The 18,436-nt window shown below is 37.0% G+C and carries 18 protein-coding genes; 8 read left to right on the forward strand and 10 right to left on the reverse strand.

The features are described 5' to 3' along the window. The first annotated feature begins 166 nt into the window (after positions 1-166). Positions 167-1,390: a molybdopterin molybdotransferase MoeA gene (locus H6G06_RS01660; protein WP_190557218.1), complete on the forward strand. Its 1,224-nt coding sequence runs from the start codon at positions 167-169 to the stop codon at positions 1,388-1,390. An 82-nt stretch (positions 1,391-1,472) separates the two neighbouring features. Here the strand turns inward: H6G06_RS01660 and H6G06_RS01665 are convergent, their stop codons facing one another. Beyond that, positions 1,473-3,050, reverse strand: coding sequence for a B12-binding domain-containing radical SAM protein (locus H6G06_RS01665; RefSeq protein ID WP_190556432.1), 1,578 nt, complete (start codon positions 3,048-3,050; stop codon positions 1,473-1,475). Positions 3,051-3,441: 391 nt separating this feature from the next. Between H6G06_RS01665 and H6G06_RS01670 the strand changes: the two genes are divergently transcribed. The 3 genes from H6G06_RS01670 to H6G06_RS01680 all read left to right on the forward strand — a co-directional run bounded on the left by H6G06_RS01670 (position 3,442) and on the right by H6G06_RS01680 (position 5,543). Next, positions 3,442-3,675 (forward strand): DUF433 domain-containing protein, encoded by a 234-nt coding sequence (locus H6G06_RS01670; protein WP_168694765.1) that lies wholly within the window; start codon positions 3,442-3,444, stop codon positions 3,673-3,675. Next, positions 3,672-4,046, forward strand: a complete 375-nt coding sequence (locus H6G06_RS01675) for a DUF5615 family PIN-like protein (protein ID WP_190556434.1) — start codon at positions 3,672-3,674, stop codon at positions 4,044-4,046. The genes H6G06_RS01670 and H6G06_RS01675 overlap by 4 nt, the downstream gene beginning before the upstream one ends. A 165-nt stretch (positions 4,047-4,211) precedes the next feature. Further along, complete coding sequence (locus H6G06_RS01680; RefSeq protein ID WP_190556437.1) at positions 4,212-5,543, forward strand: hypothetical protein; 1,332 nt, start codon at positions 4,212-4,214, stop codon at positions 5,541-5,543. A 170-nt stretch (positions 5,544-5,713) separates the two neighbouring features. Here the strand turns inward: H6G06_RS01680 and H6G06_RS01685 are convergent, their stop codons facing one another. From H6G06_RS01685 to H6G06_RS01695, 3 genes are all read right to left on the reverse strand, one after another. Then, entirely contained in the window at positions 5,714-6,670 is a 957-nt protein-coding gene (locus tag H6G06_RS01685; RefSeq protein ID WP_190556439.1) for an NAD-dependent epimerase/dehydratase family protein, read from the reverse strand. Between the two features lie 145 nt (positions 6,671-6,815). Continuing rightward, complete coding sequence (gene hemE, locus H6G06_RS01690) at positions 6,816-7,868, reverse strand: uroporphyrinogen decarboxylase (RefSeq protein WP_190556441.1); 1,053 nt, start codon at positions 7,866-7,868, stop codon at positions 6,816-6,818. A gap of 152 nt (positions 7,869-8,020) precedes the next feature. Then, entirely contained in the window at positions 8,021-9,346 is a 1,326-nt protein-coding gene (locus tag H6G06_RS01695) for an ABC transporter substrate-binding protein (protein WP_190556443.1), read from the reverse strand. Positions 9,347-9,526: 180 nt separating this feature from the next. Here H6G06_RS01695 and H6G06_RS01700 point away from each other — a divergent pair, with 180 nt between their 5' ends. Continuing rightward, on the forward strand, positions 9,527-10,273 hold the full coding sequence (locus H6G06_RS01700; protein ID WP_190556445.1) for a class I SAM-dependent methyltransferase: 747 nt from the start codon (positions 9,527-9,529) through the stop codon (positions 10,271-10,273). 13 nt (positions 10,274-10,286) lie between these two features. Next, positions 10,287-11,372 carry a glycosyltransferase family 4 protein gene (locus tag H6G06_RS01705; RefSeq protein ID WP_190556447.1) on the forward strand — a complete coding sequence of 362 codons (1,086 nt, stop codon included), beginning with the start codon at positions 10,287-10,289 and terminating at the stop codon, positions 11,370-11,372. On the opposite strand, the gene H6G06_RS01710 is transcribed toward H6G06_RS01705, so the two are convergent. Both H6G06_RS01710 and aroC read right to left on the reverse strand, forming a co-directional pair. Then, entirely contained in the window at positions 11,362-12,261 is a 900-nt protein-coding gene (locus H6G06_RS01710; protein ID WP_190556449.1) for a S66 peptidase family protein, read from the reverse strand. The two genes, H6G06_RS01705 and H6G06_RS01710, sit on opposite strands and share 11 nt — an antisense overlap. Positions 12,262-12,419: 158 nt before the next feature. Next, positions 12,420-13,508: a chorismate synthase gene (gene aroC, locus H6G06_RS01715; RefSeq protein ID WP_190556451.1), complete on the reverse strand. Its 1,089-nt coding sequence runs from the start codon at positions 13,506-13,508 to the stop codon at positions 12,420-12,422. A gap of 215 nt (positions 13,509-13,723) precedes the next feature. Here aroC and H6G06_RS01720 point away from each other — a divergent pair, with 215 nt between their 5' ends. Together H6G06_RS01720 and H6G06_RS01725 are read left to right on the forward strand one after the other, a co-directional pair. Further along, positions 13,724-14,881: an AAA family ATPase gene (locus H6G06_RS01720; protein ID WP_190556453.1), complete on the forward strand. Its 1,158-nt coding sequence runs from the start codon at positions 13,724-13,726 to the stop codon at positions 14,879-14,881. Next, positions 14,878-15,660, forward strand: coding sequence for a DUF3226 domain-containing protein (locus H6G06_RS01725; RefSeq protein ID WP_190556455.1), 783 nt, complete (start codon positions 14,878-14,880; stop codon positions 15,658-15,660). Before H6G06_RS01720 ends, H6G06_RS01725 begins: the two co-directional genes overlap by 4 nt. Before the next feature lie 80 nt (positions 15,661-15,740). Here H6G06_RS01725 and H6G06_RS01730 read toward each other — a convergent pair whose 3' ends face one another. The 4 genes from H6G06_RS01730 to H6G06_RS01745 form a co-directional block, all read right to left on the reverse strand. Beyond that, the gene (locus H6G06_RS01730; protein ID WP_190556457.1) at positions 15,741-16,364 is read right to left on the reverse strand and encodes a DUF4276 family protein; all 624 of its coding nucleotides are present in this window, start codon (positions 16,362-16,364) and stop codon (positions 15,741-15,743) included. Continuing rightward, complete coding sequence (locus H6G06_RS01735) at positions 16,361-17,452, reverse strand: AAA family ATPase (protein WP_190556459.1); 1,092 nt, start codon at positions 17,450-17,452, stop codon at positions 16,361-16,363. The genes H6G06_RS01730 and H6G06_RS01735 overlap by 4 nt, the downstream gene beginning before the upstream one ends. A 128-nt stretch (positions 17,453-17,580) precedes the next feature. After that, positions 17,581-18,075, reverse strand: coding sequence for a GNAT family N-acetyltransferase (locus tag H6G06_RS01740; protein ID WP_190556461.1), 495 nt, complete (start codon positions 18,073-18,075; stop codon positions 17,581-17,583). Continuing rightward, entirely contained in the window at positions 18,072-18,362 is a 291-nt protein-coding gene (locus tag H6G06_RS01745; protein WP_190556463.1) for a type II toxin-antitoxin system TacA family antitoxin, read from the reverse strand. The genes H6G06_RS01740 and H6G06_RS01745 overlap by 4 nt, the downstream gene beginning before the upstream one ends. Between the last annotated feature and the right edge of the window lie 74 nt (positions 18,363-18,436).

Below are 18,436 nucleotides of genomic sequence, written 5' to 3' on the forward strand. Positions count from 1 at the left end.
AAGCTTATTAAAAGTAATTAGCCGCACATGATATGATGTAGCAATCGTATAGATCCCCAGCTTCTTTGAGAAGTCGGGGATCTATCTCGTGTAATATGATAAATTTTAATGTCTGACAATGAAAAACATTGATTTATTGAAAAATCCAAAATCGGAGTTATTAACTATGCTGTCAGTCAGAGATGCAGAAGCTACTATTTTAAATTCCATACAACCGTTGGATAACCAGCAGGATATAGAATTTGTCGATTTATTGATGGCAAATAATCGCATTTTAGCAACCCCCGTTACCAGTTCCCTAGATTTTCCCCATTGGGATAATTCAGCAATGGATGGTTATGCTGTGCGTTATGCAGATGTGCAGCAAGCAAGGGCTGACAAACCAACTGTTTTGGAAGTTGTGGAAGAAATTCCCGCTGGATATCAACCCCAAGTGACTATTAAACCCGGACAAGCAGCACGCATTTTCACCGGTGCGATGATGCCAGCAGGTGCAGATACTGTAGTCATGCAGGAAAAAACTCACCGACAGGAAAACCGCGTTTTTGTCTTTCTTGCACCTCAGCCGCAAGAGTTTGTTAGACACAAGGGAAATTTTTATCAAGCAGGACAGGAACTTTTACCCGCAGGTATTCCTTTAACTGCTGCCGAAATTGCAGTTTTAGCTGCGGCACAACGTGAGCAAGTCAGTGTTTTCCGTCGTCCTCGTGTAGCGATTCTTTCAAGTGGTAATGAGTTGGTGATGCCTGAACAGGTACTAAAACCAGGACAAATTGTAGATTCTAATCAGTATGCTTTGGCTACTTTGGTGCGGGAACTGGGGGCGGAAGTGTTACTGTTAGGAATTATTAAGGATGATCCGACGACTTTAAAAGAAATTATAGATTATGCGATCGCTAACGCTGATATAGTTATTTCTACTGGTGGTGTATCTGTAGGCGATTATGACTACATTGATAAAATCTTAGCATCTCTGGGTGGAAAGATTCACTTTCGCTCTGTACAAATGCGTCCGGGAAAACCTCTGACTTTTGCAACTTTCCCCAATTCACTATACTTTGGTTTACCAGGTAATCCTGTTTCTGCTTTGGTTACTTGCTGGCGGTTTGTACAACCGGCGATTAAAAAAATTGCGGGACTTTCTCAAGGTTGGGAATCGACATTTTTAAAAGTAAAATCGCAATCAGAATTACAATCTAATGGCAAGATGGAAACTTATATTCACGGTAAGTTACATCTGGTAAATGGTGTTTACCAATTCCACAAAAACCAGGGTAATGATAGTTCTGGAAATTTAATTAATTTAGCTCAAACTAATGCTTTGGCGATGTTACCGATGGGTAAAACGTTGGTTTATCCAGGGGAGGAAGTTTTCGTTTTGCAAATATAAAGGAACAGGGAATAGGGAATAGGGAGCAGGGAGAAATTATTTATTTGTATTTTCCCAGTCCCCAGTCACCAGTCCCCAGTCCCTAAGCTACTACTTTTTCCTTCTCTGGAACATAAGGTTTTTCTGCACCTTGGGCTAAATAAGCGGCTAATTGGCTTTCGATTTCATCACGGACAATTTGCCGATATTCCATAAAATGCTCGATGTGAGCGCAGGTAGAAACGTATTGTTCAATCACTTTAGGATTATGCTTGAGAATGCTAAAGAAGTGATGCCAGAATTTCCAACGGGTTTCTCTTTTAAAACCTTGTCGCCAAATCACTATTAACAAGGCTTTGATAACTATCCGTTCTGGTGTTTTCGCTGGTGCTGTCCATTGGGGAGAACCTAACATCAAGAAACAGCGATAGGTGCGGTCTAAATATGCTACTGGATCATATAAAGCACAGAAAGCTTCCACATATTCCCTAGCTAATTCTTCCAGCGGACGGGTAGGAATAAAATTCATCAATGTAGTTTGATTGATGTTCCCGTCTTTGTTTTCCCGCAGTCTTCCTTCTTTTTTCAAGCGATGCCATAGGGCTGTATTGGGTAACGCCTGTAACATAGCAAAGGTAGTGGAAGGAATAGCAGCTTGTTCGGCAAATCTAACAATGCGATCGCCAGCACCGGCTTTTTCACCATCAAAACCAATAATAAACCCAGCCATTGGCCGCAGTCCAGCTTTAATGATCGTTTCTACAGATTCAGTTAAAGAACTGCGAGTATTTTGGAATTTCTTAGTTAGTTGTAAACTATCTTCATCTGGTGTTTCAATACCCAAAAATACCGCTTTAAATCCGCAATCAACCATCAACTCCATCATCTCTTGATCTTGTGCTAAATCAATAGAAGCTTCTGTGTCAAAATTGAAGGGATATTGATGTTCTGCCATCCAGACTTTTAACTCTTTTAGCAACAATTTCACATTGCGTTTGTTGCCAATAAAGTTATCATCAACCATGAACACACCACGTCTCCAACCCAACTCATAGAGATAATCTAATTCTGCTAACAGTTGTGCAGGTGTTTTAGTTCTGGGTTTGCGTCCATATAATACAATGATGTCGCAAAATTCGCATTGGAAAGGACAACCCCGCGAAAACTGCACAGACATCATATCATAGGCATTAAATTCTAATAAATCAAAGCGGGGAATGGGTGTACTGGTAACATCAGGTTTTTCTGTAGCGCGGAAAACTCCAGATTTTTCACCCCGTTGTACAGCTTCCACAAACATGGGTAAGGTGATTTCCCCTTCATCTAAAATCAGGTAATCTGCACCTGCTGCTTCCACTTCATGGGGTGTAGATGTGGGGTATGGACCACCCAAAGCTACTAACTTACCACGTCTTTTCGCTTCCCGAATTTGATCTAGTAAATCTTGTTTTTGGACAATCATAGCCGAGAATATGACTATATCTGCCCATGCCCATTCTTCTTCTGTGGCAGCGCGGATGTTACGATCTACCAGTTTAAATTCCCATTCTTGGGGTAAGATTGCTGCAACTGTGACTAAACCCAATGGTGGTAATAGAACCTTTCTATCTACGAGTGCTAGGATTTTTTCATAGGACCAGAAGGTTTTGGGAAATATTGGATAAACTAGCAAGACACGCATAGTATCACCCCTCACGATTTATTTGTTATCTAACTGTAACTAAAATTAGGACTGATTGACGTTTTTATAAGTTGCCATGTTGTGTGTGAGAATAGGGAAACTGTCAGAATCAGGATGTCCAGGATTTAAGGATTTACAGGATGAAGACGGAATTTCATCAATAATTACGTATCAGTAATTACCTATTACCAGCCTCCACTAGATAATTAGGCACTTGGGTTAAGATAATTTTTTATGGATAGTACAAGTTGGGAAAATATTAAATCTAAGTATAAGCTAGGTCAGTTTGTTCTAAAATTCCTACTTTAGCTGGTTAAAATTGACTTTTTTCTCAATTTGTCTGCTGTATGTGATAATAGGTAAAGAATTTGTCTAGTTCAGGAGTCCCACAGTGCTGGCTCAATTAGATCGCATTACTGTTAATCCTAACGTTTGCCTCGGACAACCAACAATTCGGGGAATGCGTATTACTGTGGGCTTTGTCCTGAAATTGCTGGCTAGTAACCTTTCGGTTCAGGAAGTTTTAGCAGCTTATCCAGAATTAGAGGATGAAGATATCCGACAGGCTTTAAACTACGCTGCTTGGACTGTTTCAGATAAAATTGTAGGTATTCCTTCAGCATGAATCACCTTCGCTTTATTGCTGATGTGCATATTTCCCCTCTAACAGTTGCAGCACTAAAATTGAAGGGTTATGACATTTTGCGTTGTACAGATTTGCTCCCTAACACTGCTGCTGATATAGATATTTTGGAACTTGCAAGAGTTGAAGATCGAATTGTAATTACCCAAGATTTAGATTTTTCGATGTTGATAGCTGTTGGTAAGTATAACCAACCAAGTTTGGTTACATTGCGGTTATCTTCTGCAAAACCTGATGTAATCACACAAAGATTGTTGGAAGTTTTACCTCAGTTAGAGGAAGAACTTACTCAAGGTTCAGCCCTGACAATTGATGATAATTCTGTACGTATTCGTAAGCTTCCAATTCGTTAAAAATTTGAAGATAATGTTTGTAATTGCGTATACTTTTAGAAAAGTATCAAAAAGGTTAGTATAACACTTACATAGTGACGATATCCAGAGATTTTCTTGACATTATCTGCGTATTTTGTTATCGTAATAGCTATTATTATACTTTCACCACTTAAACCAATAACTATGTCGGAATACACAGATAAAGCGGAAGAAAAATCCCAGCAACATCAAAATTCAATTAATAGCGCAATAGATAAATTATTGAGCAAAGTCGAAGCTATAGAAGAAGCTCACTCATCCTTTATCCCACTCGCAAAAGAACGTCAAAAGCAACGAATGGAAAAATGTATGGTGGAATTGGAGGAAGGTTATAGTATTTTAAAGAAGAAAGATCAAAAGTATTTTGGTATTCAAAAAGTGCTTAATGCAGCCCAACAGTTCTCACAAACAGTTCATTCAGAGTTACCTTCAATAATAGAGTCTAGTTTATTTTTAGGGCTTTTTAGTGCTTTTGATACATTTACAGGAGAACTTTTAGGCGCAATATATACTAAGAAACCAGAGCTTTTTAGAAAAATGAATCGAACTGTTTCAATTGCAGATATTTTAGAATATAACTCATTCGATGAACTTAAAGTTAGTGTTTTGCAAGAGGAAATAGAAACCTTTAGAAGAAAAAGTTATGTAGAACAGTTTAAAGACTTAGAAAACGACTTCAAAATAACAACACTTAAAGGCTTCAAAAATTGGTCATATTTTGTTGAGTGTTCTCAGAGAAGGAACTTGATGACACATTGTGATGGAATTATAAGTGAACAATATATTAAAATTTGTGAGCAGGAAGGGTATGTTTTTAAGACTCCCGTTGAGATTGGAAAAAAGTTAAGATTAGGCGATGAATACTTTGCCCATTCATGTGAATTAATTATAGAAGTTGGACTGAAGCTAGGGCAAACATTATGGAGGAAAATATTTCCTAATGAAATTGAGCAAGCAGATGAACATCTTAATGAGGTAGTTTACAATCACCTAAGACCTGGAAAATGGGAACGCGCGAAAACCTTTAGTGAGTTCTTTATAGAGCAGAAGAATATATCGAATGATCTAAATAGGAAAATCGCTCTTGTTAATCGTGCAATTGCTCTGAAATTTGGAGGTGAGAATGAAAAAGCAGTAAAAGTATTAAGTACAGTTGATTGGTCTGCAACGATCAACGAATTTAAACTAGCTGAATCTGTATTATTAGACCGATATGATGAAGCTGTTTGCATTATGAAAAAAATAAATAAAGAAGGTGAGATCATTAAGGAGGAATCTTATTACGATTGGCCGCTATTCATGGATTTTAGAGAAAGTCAGGAGTTTCTTACTTCTTATAGAGAGATATACAATAAAGATTTCATAGAAGAACTTCAGAAAAGACAAGTCAGGCAGATAGAAGAAAATCAGGAAGAAGAGTTATCATTATTATCCAATAAGCCCGCTGTGCTGATATCAAGTTCTGTCCTAGAGTAAAATAGCGATCGCCCCTCTTGTAGAGTTACATTTTATTAACGCATCTTTTTTAGTTGCATGAGAGTGATACCTTCGGTAAGCTAACGGCATATTTTTAGATTGATGCGATCGCATAAGATAAACTATAGGAGTGCGATCGCCCTATTTCATCTTCATAACTCCTCACATATTTATTTCCCACCTTTCACACCGCTAATTTTCAAAACATCAGCCATATTTGCACAGTAATTAGGTAAATTGAAACTACTAGGATTAATAGCATTAGCATAGCTAAAATGACGATAATTCATACAGAATCTATCCCATGCAGCCATTTGAATATTAAACAATTTAATAATCACATTAGCCAAACCTAAAGATAGAGGAATGCGGAAGTAAATCTTTTTCTTTAAATAAGCGCAAACTTCCTCTATTGCTTGATTAGCAGTTAATGAAGATTGACCTAAAACAAATCTTCTTGGATCTCCTGCTTGTGGTGGATAATCAATTAAATACTGTATAACTGTAGCAATATCTTTACCATGAATAAAGTGAAAACTGCCATCCGCTTGTAAAAAACGAATGATATTAATATAGTTAGTAACTTCGGGAATGCCTGTTGTGACAGCGGAATAAGGTTTGTTGTCATCACCACCTAAAACAATGGTCGGAAAAACGGTGGTAATTTTGGGAAAGATAGCTAAATTTTCGATTTTATGTAAACATTCATATTTAGAACGGATATAATCTGTACCGATTTCTCCTGCTTCTTTGAGTGGGTGATTTTCATGATTTAAAACACTCGCTGTCGAGAAATAAATTACCTGTTCACATCTTTCAGGATTTAACAAACTCATTAATTCTAGAGTTTTGGAAACATTGATATCAAAAATACCCTCACCACCCCAAGAAGTAGCTGTTAAAACAGCGATATCAATGGTTTTGAGTAAATTAGAGAATTTACCAATTTCTTGCATATCACCCTGTAAAATGGTGATTCCTGGACGTGCTGTAGTGTCTACTTGGAGTTTATTTGGGTTTCTCACCAGCAAATAAAGTTCGTGATTAGTGTTTTCAATTAAGGCTTCGCTGATATAGTGACCGATACAGCCGCTTGCACCTGTGATTAAAATCCGTTTTTTAGTCATGAAATTTGATGTTTTGGTTGTTATTTAATAATTAATGTAATTTGAAAAAGTTCAATAATGGGCTTCACAAATCCTAAGATGTTTCCTCATCTGCGTTTATCTGCGTTTAATAAAAATCAGGTGGGCATTTTGCCCACCTAACAAACTAAACCAAAGCGTTGAGATTTTTGGCAGTCTCAAAGAAGAAAGCGACATTTTCTTCTGGTGTTTCTGGTAGTACACCATGTCCGAGATTGAGGATGTGTCCCCAGTTACCGGCTTTGCGAACGGTGTCCAAAACGCGATCGCGGATAAATTCTTTAGAACCAAATAACACACCCGGATCAAGATTACCCTGTACTTTTACGTGCTTACCTAATCTTGCTCTGGCATCTGCCATATCTACTGCCCAGTCTACAGTAATGATATCTGCACCAGAAGCAGGCATTCTTTCTAAAAGTCCGGCACTACCTGTCACCAGCAAAATTAATGGTGTGTCAGGATGAGTTGCTTTGACTTTCTCAAACACCATTTTTTGGTAAGGTAGAGCAAAGGTATCATAATCTTGGGGGCTTAATTGTCCCGCCCATGAATCGAACATCTGCACCACTTGAGCGCCACAGTCAATCTGATAGCGCACATAATCAGCAATGGAATCAGCTAATTTAGTTAGTAGCTGATGCAGAATAGTCGGATCTGAGAAGGCCATGTTTTTGATGATGGAATAGGTTTTAGAACCTTTACCTTCCACCGCATAAGCAGCTAATGTCCAAGGTGCGCCAACAAAGCCTAACACTGTTGATTGATTGCCTACTTCTTTCCGCAACGATTGTAAAATCGTTTTAATAAACGGCAGTGCTGTTTCTGGATCTAGGGGACGCAGTTTTTCAATTTGCTCTTGAGTGCGTATGGGCGAATAAATAATCGGTCCCTTCCCTTCCGCAATATCCATGTCAATCCCCATACCTGGTAAGGGGGTGACAATATCGGAAAATAAAATAACTCCATCGGGTTGGAAAGCTCTCCAGGGCTGGAGGGAAACTTCGATCGCTACTTCTGGAATTTCTGAGCGATCGCGGAATGAAGGATATTTCTCCCTTAAATCCCGATATGCTTTCATGTAGCGTCCCGCTTGTCGCATCATCCATACAGGGGGACGATCTACTTGTTCACCACGTGCAGCCCGAAGGAGGAGAGGAGCCGTTGAGGAAACACCCATTTAACACTTCATCCTAAGTCACTTTCATATTTCACTGTTTAGCTTATCATCCCCAGATTACGCTTTATCAACACATCTCAAAAGCTCTTAGGATTGCTTTACTTAACTTAATAAAACGTTAAGAAGTGAAAAGTCAGGAGTCACAATGTTTGTTATTTTTCACCCCAAATCACTTCTAATCGGTCTTGAGCTTCTTTTAAAGCAGATTCAGCAGAAGATTTACCTAATAATGTGGCTTCAATTGCTCTACCTAAACTATCAGAAATGCGACTATATCCGGCTATAATTGGACGAGAACCAGCTACAGACATTTGCTCTACAAACACTTTTAACCAAGGTCTTGATTTGAGGTATTCTTGATATTCTTGACTTTGAGCAGATGTGATATTTACAGGTAAAAATCCTGTACCTATTGCCCATTCTGTTTGAAATTCCTCACTCAAAACAAATTCTAAGAATTTGAGTGCTGCTTTTTCTCGTTCTGGCGTGGTTTTCATCACAAAAATATTGCCAGTAGCTGTAACAGTCGATGGACTGATATCAGCAGGTATTGGGAAGACCTTGTAATCAACTTTAGACCTAGTAATATAAGTCCAAGGGCCTGTAATTTGCATTGCTACACGACCGCTCAGAAAACCATCTTCTTCATAACCTCTTTCTGGGGAAGAAAGTATTGCTGATCCATCTTTTAACAGGTCTTCCCAGAATTTTAAAGCAGTAATAGCACCTGCATTTGTTAAATTTGGATGGTTATTAGTTACTACTTCACCTCCAGCACTTAATAAAAAGGGAAACCAACTAAAAACAGTCCATTCTCCCTTTCCTAAAGGTAGTAACATTCCGTATTTTTCCGGTCGTTTATCACCGTTTTTATCAATAGTTAATTTTTTGGCAACCTGTCTAAGTTCTTCCCAAGTTCTAGGGGTTTGGGTAATTCCTGCCGCTTTAAAAAGATCAGGACGGTAAAAAATACCCATATTCGCAGTGTATAATGGGATAGACCACAGGCGACCGTCTAGTTTTAATTCTGTCAAGGAGTTGGGACTAACTTCTGACTTGATGGGTAGGTTATTCCACCAATCATCTAAAGGTCGAATTGCTCCTAGTTCCACAAACTGACCGGTTATTTGTGGGTAAAATGACAAGATATCTGGAGAGGAATTACCTACAACTGCTGTTAATACTTTTGGCAATTGTTGTTCCATTTCTCCTGCAAAAACAGATTCTACTTGAATATTAGAATGAGTTTGATTAAATTTATCTACTAATTTGTTGAAAACATCACGATTTGCGGGGGGATTAATTCCTTGCCACAGAGTTAGATGAATTACACCTTGATCTTTTTGTAATCCAGTTTGACAACTAGATAATATTAGACAGAGAAGCAAGATAATTGCCAAAAATGATATTTGCCAATTATAAGTAATCAACTGCCTGCGAATAAATATGATTAATGATGGTAAAACAGGAATTTTCATGATATTAATTTTTGAATAAGATGAAGGTAATCATCTAAAATATCCTTAATTGTTTAGGTTGATTTCTAAATTTTTCATAAATTATATGAAATCGTAATTTTTTTGGTTTTACTCAAATTAACAAAGTAAACCTAACATAGTATGATAACTTACGTAGAGTTTATTTTTGCAAAAAAAATTATGGTGAAATTCCCTACCCCTGTATTTTTAAGTAACTATCTGCAAAATACATTTAACTTAAAAGAGCATTTACAGGAATTTTTGCATTTAGATCCATCAGCGTTGGAGATGCAATTAGAAACAAAGCAGCAAGAAATGATAGACTTAGGTAACAAAGATTTTGATTGGGATCAAGTCAGTAGTTTTTATAGTGACAAGGTAGGAGAGCTTTACTTATTTGAACTTGGTGCATGGCATCTAACTAGTCATGAGTATATTAGTGATACTTTACGCTTAATAGCAGATAAAGCTCAAGGTCGAGTGCTGGACTTTGGTGGTGGTATCGGTACTCATACTCTTGGTGCTGCTCTTTGTCCTCAAGTTGAACAAGTAATTTATTGTGATCTTAATCCTGTTAATACAGATTTTGTAAAATATCGGGCTGAAAAAATGGGTTTAGAACACAGAATTGTGTACTATTCGCAAATGCCTGATGATGAGAAATTCGATACAATTTTATCCTTTGATGTTATAGAACATTTACCGAACCCTAGTCAGCAGTTATTAAAGTTTCATCAAGCCCTAACATCTCAAGGTAAAGTCATTCTCAATTGGTATTTCTTTAAGGGTTTTAATCAAGAATATCCCTTTCATCTAGATGATCCTCAAGTAATAGACTTGTTCTTTGAAACCCTGAATAAGCACTTCTTAGAGGTCTTTCATCCTTATCACATTACGACACGTTGCTATCGTCAAGCCATAGTTTAATGAGAATGAATCAATGATAATTCCAAAATACAAATTATTATTTATATCTACTCCTGTGGGTGCGATAGGTACAGGTGTTGGAGGTGGTGTCGAACTGACACTATTTAACATTACCCAAGAGATGAAACGACGAGGACACAAAATAGAAATCATCGCCCCAAATGGGTCTGTTATGCAGCCATTTACTGTGACAGAAATTGCTGGAGAATTACAGATACCAGGACAAACTCAAACTCGTGATAGCCCAATTACTATGCCAAAAAATTCAGTTTTGGCAAATATGTGGGATTATGCTCGGCAAGTGCAATCAAATTATGATTTGATTGTTAATTTTGCCTATGATTGGCTACCTTTGTATTTAACATCATTTTTCCAGATTCCCATCGCTCATCTGATTAGTATGGGTTCTTTAACAGATGCTATGGACTCAATTATTGAGGAGGTAGCAATTAAATTTCCTGGTACTCTTGGTGTTCATAGTCAAACCCAAGCGGCAACTTTTACATTTGCACAGCAATGTACTAGTTTGCTGAATGGTATGGATTTATCTATTTATCATTTTTGTCATCAACCAAATCAAACATTAGCTTGGGTAGGTAGAATAGCACCAGAAAAAGGACTAGAAGATGCGGTTGCATCTGCAAAAATCACGGGTATTCCTCTAAAAATTTTTGGACTGATACAGGATGAAAGCTACTGGCAAAAAATTTGTCAAGATTACCCAGATGCACCAATAGAATATATGGGCTTTTTGCCTACAGTTGAGTTACAAAAACAATTAGGTAAATGTATGGCCTTGTTAGTAACTCCCCGTTGGGTAGAAGCTTTTGGTAATGTAGCAATTGAAGCTTTAGCCTGTGGAGTGCCTTTAATTGCTTATCGTCGGGGTGGTTTGACAGAAATTGTCCAGGAGGGCAAAACTGGCTTTTTGGTAGAACCGGATAGTGTGCAAGGTTTGGTAGATGCTATTGGTCGGTTAAATGAAATTGACCGTTATGCTTGTCGGCAACAAGCAGAAGTGGAATATTCTTTAGAAGCTATGGGCGATCGCGTGGAACAATGGTTTGAGGATATACTCACAAAAAGAACTAAACCATAATTTCCAATATTCCCTGGTCTGCGTCTAAACGTGCCTTCACACCCACAGTCAAAGCTGCATTAGGGCTATCATGACCAAAGGGTAAATCTGAGACAATGGGAATACTTAAATCACCCAACCGTTCCCTCAAAACTTCCTCTATACTCAAACTAGGTATATTAGGTGGTGCTTCACACTTGGTAAACCCTCCCAACGCAATACCGCGAACTTTAGACAAAACCCCACTTAACCGCCATTGAGTTAACATCCTATCAATACGATAGGGTGGTTCTGTCACATCTTCCCACGCCAATATTACACCATCAAGGTTAGGTAAAAGGGGCGTTCCCAAAAGATGAGTCGCTACTGTCAGATTACCAGGAAGTAGCACACCTGTCACTGTACCACCACCCCAACCTTTACCCTTTAAAGGTGCGATCGCACGGCCTTCTAAAATATCAAATAATCGCTTTATTGACCATTCTGGCTCATCTATCAGGGTAGTGAGTACGGGACCATGTACACCGGAAATACCTGCGTTATAGAGGCTCCATAACAGGGCTGTGATATCCGAAAAGCCGATCAACCATTTAGGATCTGCTGTATTTTGTTGCCAGTTCCAATCTTCTAAAATGCGGGTACTGCCAAAACCACCCCTAGCGCAGATAATACCGCGACATTCAGGATCATGCCATGCTGTTGCTAACTGCTGACGACGGTGATCATCAGCACCGGCAAGATAACCATGTCTGCTTTCTATGCGATCGCTGACTTGCACATTGTAACCGTGAGCTTTCCAAATTTCCAGACTTTGTTCAAAAGCTGCAAACTCTCGTAAAGCACCACTAGGGGCAATAACGCGCAATAAATCACCTGGTTTTAGAGGCGGGGGTAAGATGGTGGTGGACATGAATTATTAATAGGAGATTTTTTCAGTAAATATCAAACGCAGATGAACGCAGATAGACGCAGATAAATCAGGATAACGAGTGATAGATATGTAGGGTTTTTGAGTCTACAAATAGGCAATTTTATCAGCGTTAATCCGCGTTCGTCTGCGTTCAAATTTTATAATAATTTACACTGCCCATGATGCCGTAACAGATGGTCACATAAAACCAAAGCCACCATCGCATCAACCATTGGAACAGCACGGGGTAAAACACAAGGATCGTGTCTTCCTTTTCCTGCTAATACTGTTTCTTCACCTTCTTTGGTTACGGTTTTTTGTTCTTTTCTAATAGTTGCAGTTGGTTTAAAAGCAACTCTGATAATAATATTTTCGCCGTTAGAAATTCCCCCTTGAATACCTCCAGAACGGTTGGTTATGGTTCTAATTTCGCCATTTTCATCAATATAAAATTCGTCGTTATGTTCAAAACCTGTTAATAATGTTCCGTCAAAACCTGAACCTATTTCAAAACCTTTACTTGCAGGAAGTGACATCACCGCTTTTGCTAAGTCTGCTTCTAATTTATCAAAAACCGGTTCACCTAAACCTTTAGGAACATTCCGCACCACACATTCAACGACACCACCGATAGAATTACCATCTCGACCAGTTTTTTCAATTAATGAAATCATTGTGTTAGCAATTTCGCCATCGGGACAACGGACAATATTACTTTCTACATCTGCTAAAGTTACAGTATCGGTATTAACAACGCCTTCTAAATCTTTGATGCGCTTAACGTAGGCGATAACTTCTACATTTGCAACTTGACGAAGAATTTTTTTAGCGATCGCACCAGCAGCTACCCTACCTATTGTCTCACGCGCTGAGGATCTTCCTCCCCCTTGCCAATTTCTAAACCCATATTTTGCATCATAGGTAGCATCAGCGTGAGAAGGGCGGTATTTTTGCGCCATCTCATCATAATCTTCGGGACGAGTATTTTTATTTCTGACTAGGATAGCGATGGGTGTTCCCAGAGTTTTACCTTCAAATACTCCTGATAATATCTCACAGGTGTCCGCTTCTTTGCGGGGTGTGGTGATTTTACTTTGTCCTGGCCGTCTTCTGTCTAACTCAAATTGAATTTCCTCAGCGGAAATTTCTAATAGTGGGGGACAACCATCAATTATAACACCCACACCGCCGCCGTGAGATTCGCCAAATGTCGTAATACGGAAAAGATGACCAAAAGTGCTGCCCATGATGTTGAGGAAATACAGACCGAAATATGTATTTTACATGGTGTTGGGCATTTTTCACCCTCTGCTACATCCAGATCCCCGACTTCTGACAGCAGTTTATCATTTTTTGATAGGATGAAAAAAGAGTTAGGGTATCTTATCTATCGAAATTTTCTAAACTTTCATGTAATTTAAAGTTCTATCCATTAATAGACATTTAACTGTAAAATCAACCTATGAAAAGTTTAGATAGTATTACAATTCATCAGTTTAGAGGACTTCGAGATTTAGAACTAAAGGATCTCGGACGTATTAACTTGCTTGTTGGTATTAATAACTCAGGTAAAACCAGTGTTTTAGAAGCATTAGAGATTTATTGTCACCCATTAGATATTAGAGTCTGGTTTAGTACAGCACTTCAAAGATCATCAGAAAGTAGACAAGATCCAATGGATGCTTTAAGATGGTTGTTTACACGCTATGCTGAACCTGTAAATCCAGAAATGAATAAACCAACTATTCTTATATCTAGTGATGGTGATTATTTTATCACGCAATTAAAAGCTAGTTATGAGCAAATAGAAGGAATATCGTTATCTACAAACAAAAAAAGAAGTAATTCTATTAATATTACAAATATTGAAATTGATCATGATGATTCACCAGGATTAAGAAAAGGAATTGACTTTAAAATAGAAGTATATACAAAACAATTACAGTTACAGTTGTTTGATAATACTACTAATTTTCCTCATTTTATAGAAACTTTTCAGTTATGGGAAAATGAAGTTTTTCCTTTTCCATCTAAAAAAAGAGACCCACACCTAAGCTTACATACATCCACAGTTACACCTGTATCTCACCGTTTTGAATCACAATTTCGGTTATTTTCAGATGCAAGATTTAAAAACTTTAAAGTAGATGTACTGGAATTACTTCAAAAAATAGATAACAATATCTTGGATATAGAAATTTTATTACCGCCACAATCTACATCTACATTTAATATATATATTCAACATAAAAAACTGGGACTTGCACCAGTTAGCAGTTTTGGTGATGGTATTCGTCGTCTATTACATATAGCTTTAAAACTTGCTAGTGTTAAAGGTGGTATTCTATTAATTGATGAATTAGAATCAACAATTCACACAGAAGCTTTACAAAATTCCTTTCAATGGTTGGTTAAATGGTGTCAAGAAATGGATGTACAATTATTTGCTACTACCCATAGTTTAGAAGCTGTTGATGCTTTATTAGAAGTAACTGAATCTGATTCAGATTTAGTGCTTTATCGTTTAGAACCAAAGGAAGAAAAAACAAAAGTAGTTAGACATGATGGACATAGATTAAGACGTTTAAGACAAGAATTAGGGGAGGAGGTACGTTGGTGAATAAAAAATATGTTTTAATTGGTGTTGAGGGGAATCATGATCAGGCTTTTATTGCTAAGATTTTATGTAAATTATTCAAATTTTCTGAATTTACGGGAGAAGAATCAAAGTTGGATAGTTTTTGGCGCAAATTTATTCCTACCTATCCCAAAGGGGGAAACTTATATAAAAGAATGGATATGCCGACAATATTATATAATGAAAATTTTTCAATTGCTCTATATGTAGGTGAAGGAACTAAATTAATTGAGAATTTAAAATTAAAATTATCTAATATAGTAGATTATGAAAATAATCTTTTTGCTTTTGCAGTTATAGCTGATGCTGATAAAAAGACACCTAATCAAGTTGCAGAAGAATATCATGATGGTTTAAAAGAATATTTTCCTGATTTCCCTAATACAGTTAATTTAACTGGTAATGTTACAGAAAGTTCACCCAAATTAGGAATTTATATATTACCAGATAATATTCAACAAGGTGTTTTAGAAAATTTGATCTGTGATTGTGGTGATTTAGTTTATCCTGAATATATGCAAAGAGCAAGGGAATATATAGATAAATTTTCTGAAGAAGACAGAAAGCAAAAGTCTTTAAAATGGAAACCTTTTGATAAAGAAAAAGCTTTAGTTGCCACAATTGTTAGTGTACTTAAACCCGGTTCTACTAATACAGTTAGTATTAAGGCTGATAAATGGGTTAGTGATCAAACTGCTGAAATTCCGGTTATTCAAAACCTAACTCAATTTTTCAGTAATTTGTTAAATTTAGAACATTAACTATCTTCCTTTTTACTCATAAAATCCCCATCCTGAAAATCCTCAAATCCTAGATATCCTGATGCAGACAAAATAGTTAACTACTTGATATTTTCCAGTTTTGTTAACCATTTATCAAAATGTTGACACTGCTGACGTATTATATCCAAACCGATATCCATTGCAATTAAAGAACCATGTAACGGTTTATCATATCCAGGACAACATCTGAGAATACGTTTAGAAGGTGCTGTTATCGGACTATCATTAATATGTTCAGGTGAAAGAAATAATTCACGTTCACATTGTAACTGTTCTACAATACTTTTATCAAACCATCCTAAAAACGCTTGTGGATTACTATAAAGAAGTCCCTCAAACTCATGCACCAATAAATTAGAAATAAAATTTTGTTGTCCAATATCTACACCCATTTGTTTCTCCAGATATTCAGCTTTCTCAAAAGGATTATTGGTAGTGAGAATAGAACTTTTACCAGGAAAATCTTTTGGTAGTCCATACAAATCTAACATCGTAGTTACAAAAGCGGTGCTATCTTCAGAACATTTACGATATAATTCTTTTCTGATTTTTCCATAAGTTACCGCACCACCTAGAAGTATAGGGTTAACATATATGTTTTGTTGCAGAAAATGATTGTAAAGCAGTTCTCTAACAAAAGTTTCTTCCGTTTGTCCTTCTACAAAAATGTTGACTCGAATCATTTTGAAGGTCTACCTCCAATAATGTTCTTTTTCCATAACTCTCCTAAACTATAATCTTCTAACCACTCTTGTAAATCATCCTCATTTAATCTATGCAGTAATGATTTACCATCTTTTCTATCTACAACTATCACATCTTTTGCTGTAAATTCATTCAATAATTCCACAGATTGAGTAGAAACAATTACTTGTTTTTCTCTGGAAGCAGCACGCATTAAAGATGCTAAAACAGTAATTGCATAAGGATGAAGACCTAATTCTGGTTCATCAACTAAAATAGTTTCTGGTTGTAAAGTAGCAGGTTGTAAAAATACCGTTGCTAAACATATAAAACGCAGCGTTCCATCAGACAGCAAATGAGCTTTAAAAGGAAGATCCTGACCTTGTTCAAACCATTCTAGTTCTATAAAATCCTGATTGTGTGGAGAAGGACGCAATAAAAAATCATCAAAAAAAGGTGCAACAAGTCGGATTGTTTTGATAATTTGTTGATAAGATTGAGAATGATTGTTCTTTAATAAATACAAAAAAGCTGCCAAATTACGAGCATCTGGACGCAGGTAAATATTATCATTAATAGGAGTAGGTTGTTTTACATAAGCACTGTCACTGGTATCATGAAAATGATAAACCTGCCATTTTTTCATAGCTGGTAATACATATTCATCAATTCCTGTTCCAGTACCAGTAAAAGCCTGAGTTTCAAAATAACCACTACCTATTTCCCACTCACCATCACCCCAGCCAAAACACTCTTGAGAAAACATCAGACGGTTATCTTGAGTAGGTTCAAGGGTGGCAAAATATCTATTATTGCCAAAATAGAGTTCTATTTCCAATTTTTCAGTTGTTTTTCTACCAAAATGTAATATTGAATCTGGTCCACCTTGACGACTGACAAAAACTTGCAGTTTCTTATCAAGCATCTGCTCAATCATACGAAAAAAGCCAATAAAATTGGATTTTCCTGCACCATTACAGCCAATAAGTATATTAAGTTGAGAAAGCTGAATGTCACAGTCAGTAATTGATTTAAATCCTTTCAAAATAATTCTTGATAGTTGCTTTTTACTAATCAACTTAGTCATGAAATAGTCTCCTGATTTTTCAGGTTTATAAAAATTCCCATCCTGTAAATCCTCAAATCCTGGATATTATCTCGACTTCGCTCGATAACCACCTGATTATGACAAAAATACCTCGAAAACATCAATCTCTAAACAATAGCATCGCGTAAATCATTAAGAGTAATCATCAATGTCATTGGTTCGAGGGGAGACAAATTAAAACCTAAAGCCAAATAAAAATCCCTAACTTCTTCAGAAATTGCATGAACAATAATTCCTCTAATGCCAATGGTATCAGCCGCTTGAAGAACTCGTAAAGCAGCATCACGAAATAAAGCACGTCCTAAACCTTGACCCTGAGAAGAACTATCTATTGCTAATCGTGCCAAAATTACTACCGGAATAGGGTCAGGCATATTTCCCCGAAATTTACCTACAGCCGATTGTAAACTAATTGCTCCCGAAGCAAGAGCATAATATCCAACAACTTGATTATCCGCACAAATAACAAAAGTTCTAGTTGCACCACTGATTTGATTCACATAAGCTCGACGTTTTAACCAATCATCAAGAGAAGTAATTCCACAGGAAAAATCAGTACAAAAATGATGACTCGCTAGGGGTTCAGGCGGTGTGAAATTCATTTCTGTTCCCAAGGCGGAGTTGTTTGCATGGTTTTACGTAAACGTTCATTCGCTTGAGGAGGTGCGTCTAATAAAGTAATAAATTCTGCATAAGCTTCTGGAGTAGTCCAAAAAATAGTTCGTTCTAATAAAGTTTCTTCCGCTGCATTCCGCGCTGCTGCCAAAATAAAATCAGTTCTATTTTTACCTAGTAATTTAGCAGCCATATCTATCAAATCACGTTCTTCTGGCTTAATGCGTAAGTTGAGGGTGTTGCGTGGAGTCTTAGTTTTTATTTTGTTGGTCATGGTTGATTTTTTGAAGTTTAAGATAAGACTATTTTACCATCTTGTAATGACAACGACATTACAGCATTTGGTAA

The organism is Anabaena sphaerica FACHB-251 (genome assembly GCF_014696825.1).
In the GTDB taxonomy this organism is placed as follows: domain Bacteria; phylum Cyanobacteriota; class Cyanobacteriia; order Cyanobacteriales; family Nostocaceae; genus RDYJ01.

Excerpts from the sequence above, each read along its gene's own strand:
- H6G06_RS01730 (WP_190556457.1), bottom strand. The coding sequence starts at position 16,364 with ATGATTCGAGTCAACATTTTTGTAGAAGGACAAACGGAAGAAACTTTT.
- H6G06_RS01720 (WP_190556453.1), top strand. The coding sequence starts at position 13,724 with ATGAAAAGTTTAGATAGTATTACAATTCATCAGTTTAGAGGACTTCGA.
- H6G06_RS01665 (WP_190556432.1), bottom strand. The coding sequence starts at position 3,050 with ATGCGTGTCTTGCTAGTTTATCCAATATTTCCCAAAACCTTCTGGTCC.
- hemE (WP_190556441.1), bottom strand. The coding sequence starts at position 7,868 with ATGGGTGTTTCCTCAACGGCTCCTCTCCTCCTTCGGGCTGCACGTGGT.
- H6G06_RS01710 (WP_190556449.1), bottom strand. The coding sequence starts at position 12,261 with ATGTCCACCACCATCTTACCCCCGCCTCTAAAACCAGGTGATTTATTG.
- H6G06_RS01700 (WP_190556445.1), top strand. The coding sequence starts at position 9,527 with ATGGTGAAATTCCCTACCCCTGTATTTTTAAGTAACTATCTGCAAAAT.
- H6G06_RS01685 (WP_190556439.1), bottom strand. The coding sequence starts at position 6,670 with ATGACTAAAAAACGGATTTTAATCACAGGTGCAAGCGGCTGTATCGGT.
- H6G06_RS01705 (WP_190556447.1), top strand. The coding sequence starts at position 10,287 with ATGATAATTCCAAAATACAAATTATTATTTATATCTACTCCTGTGGGT.
- H6G06_RS01735 (WP_190556459.1), bottom strand. The coding sequence starts at position 17,452 with ATGACTAAGTTGATTAGTAAAAAGCAACTATCAAGAATTATTTTGAAA.
- H6G06_RS01680 (WP_190556437.1), top strand. The coding sequence starts at position 4,212 with ATGTCGGAATACACAGATAAAGCGGAAGAAAAATCCCAGCAACATCAA.
- H6G06_RS01675 (WP_190556434.1), top strand. The coding sequence starts at position 3,672 with ATGAATCACCTTCGCTTTATTGCTGATGTGCATATTTCCCCTCTAACA.
- H6G06_RS01745 (WP_190556463.1), bottom strand. The coding sequence starts at position 18,362 with ATGACCAACAAAATAAAAACTAAGACTCCACGCAACACCCTCAACTTA.
- aroC (WP_190556451.1), bottom strand. The coding sequence starts at position 13,508 with ATGGGCAGCACTTTTGGTCATCTTTTCCGTATTACGACATTTGGCGAA.
- H6G06_RS01660 (WP_190557218.1), top strand. The coding sequence starts at position 167 with ATGCTGTCAGTCAGAGATGCAGAAGCTACTATTTTAAATTCCATACAA.
- H6G06_RS01740 (WP_190556461.1), bottom strand. The coding sequence starts at position 18,075 with ATGAATTTCACACCGCCTGAACCCCTAGCGAGTCATCATTTTTGTACT.
- H6G06_RS01695 (WP_190556443.1), bottom strand. The coding sequence starts at position 9,346 with ATGAAAATTCCTGTTTTACCATCATTAATCATATTTATTCGCAGGCAG.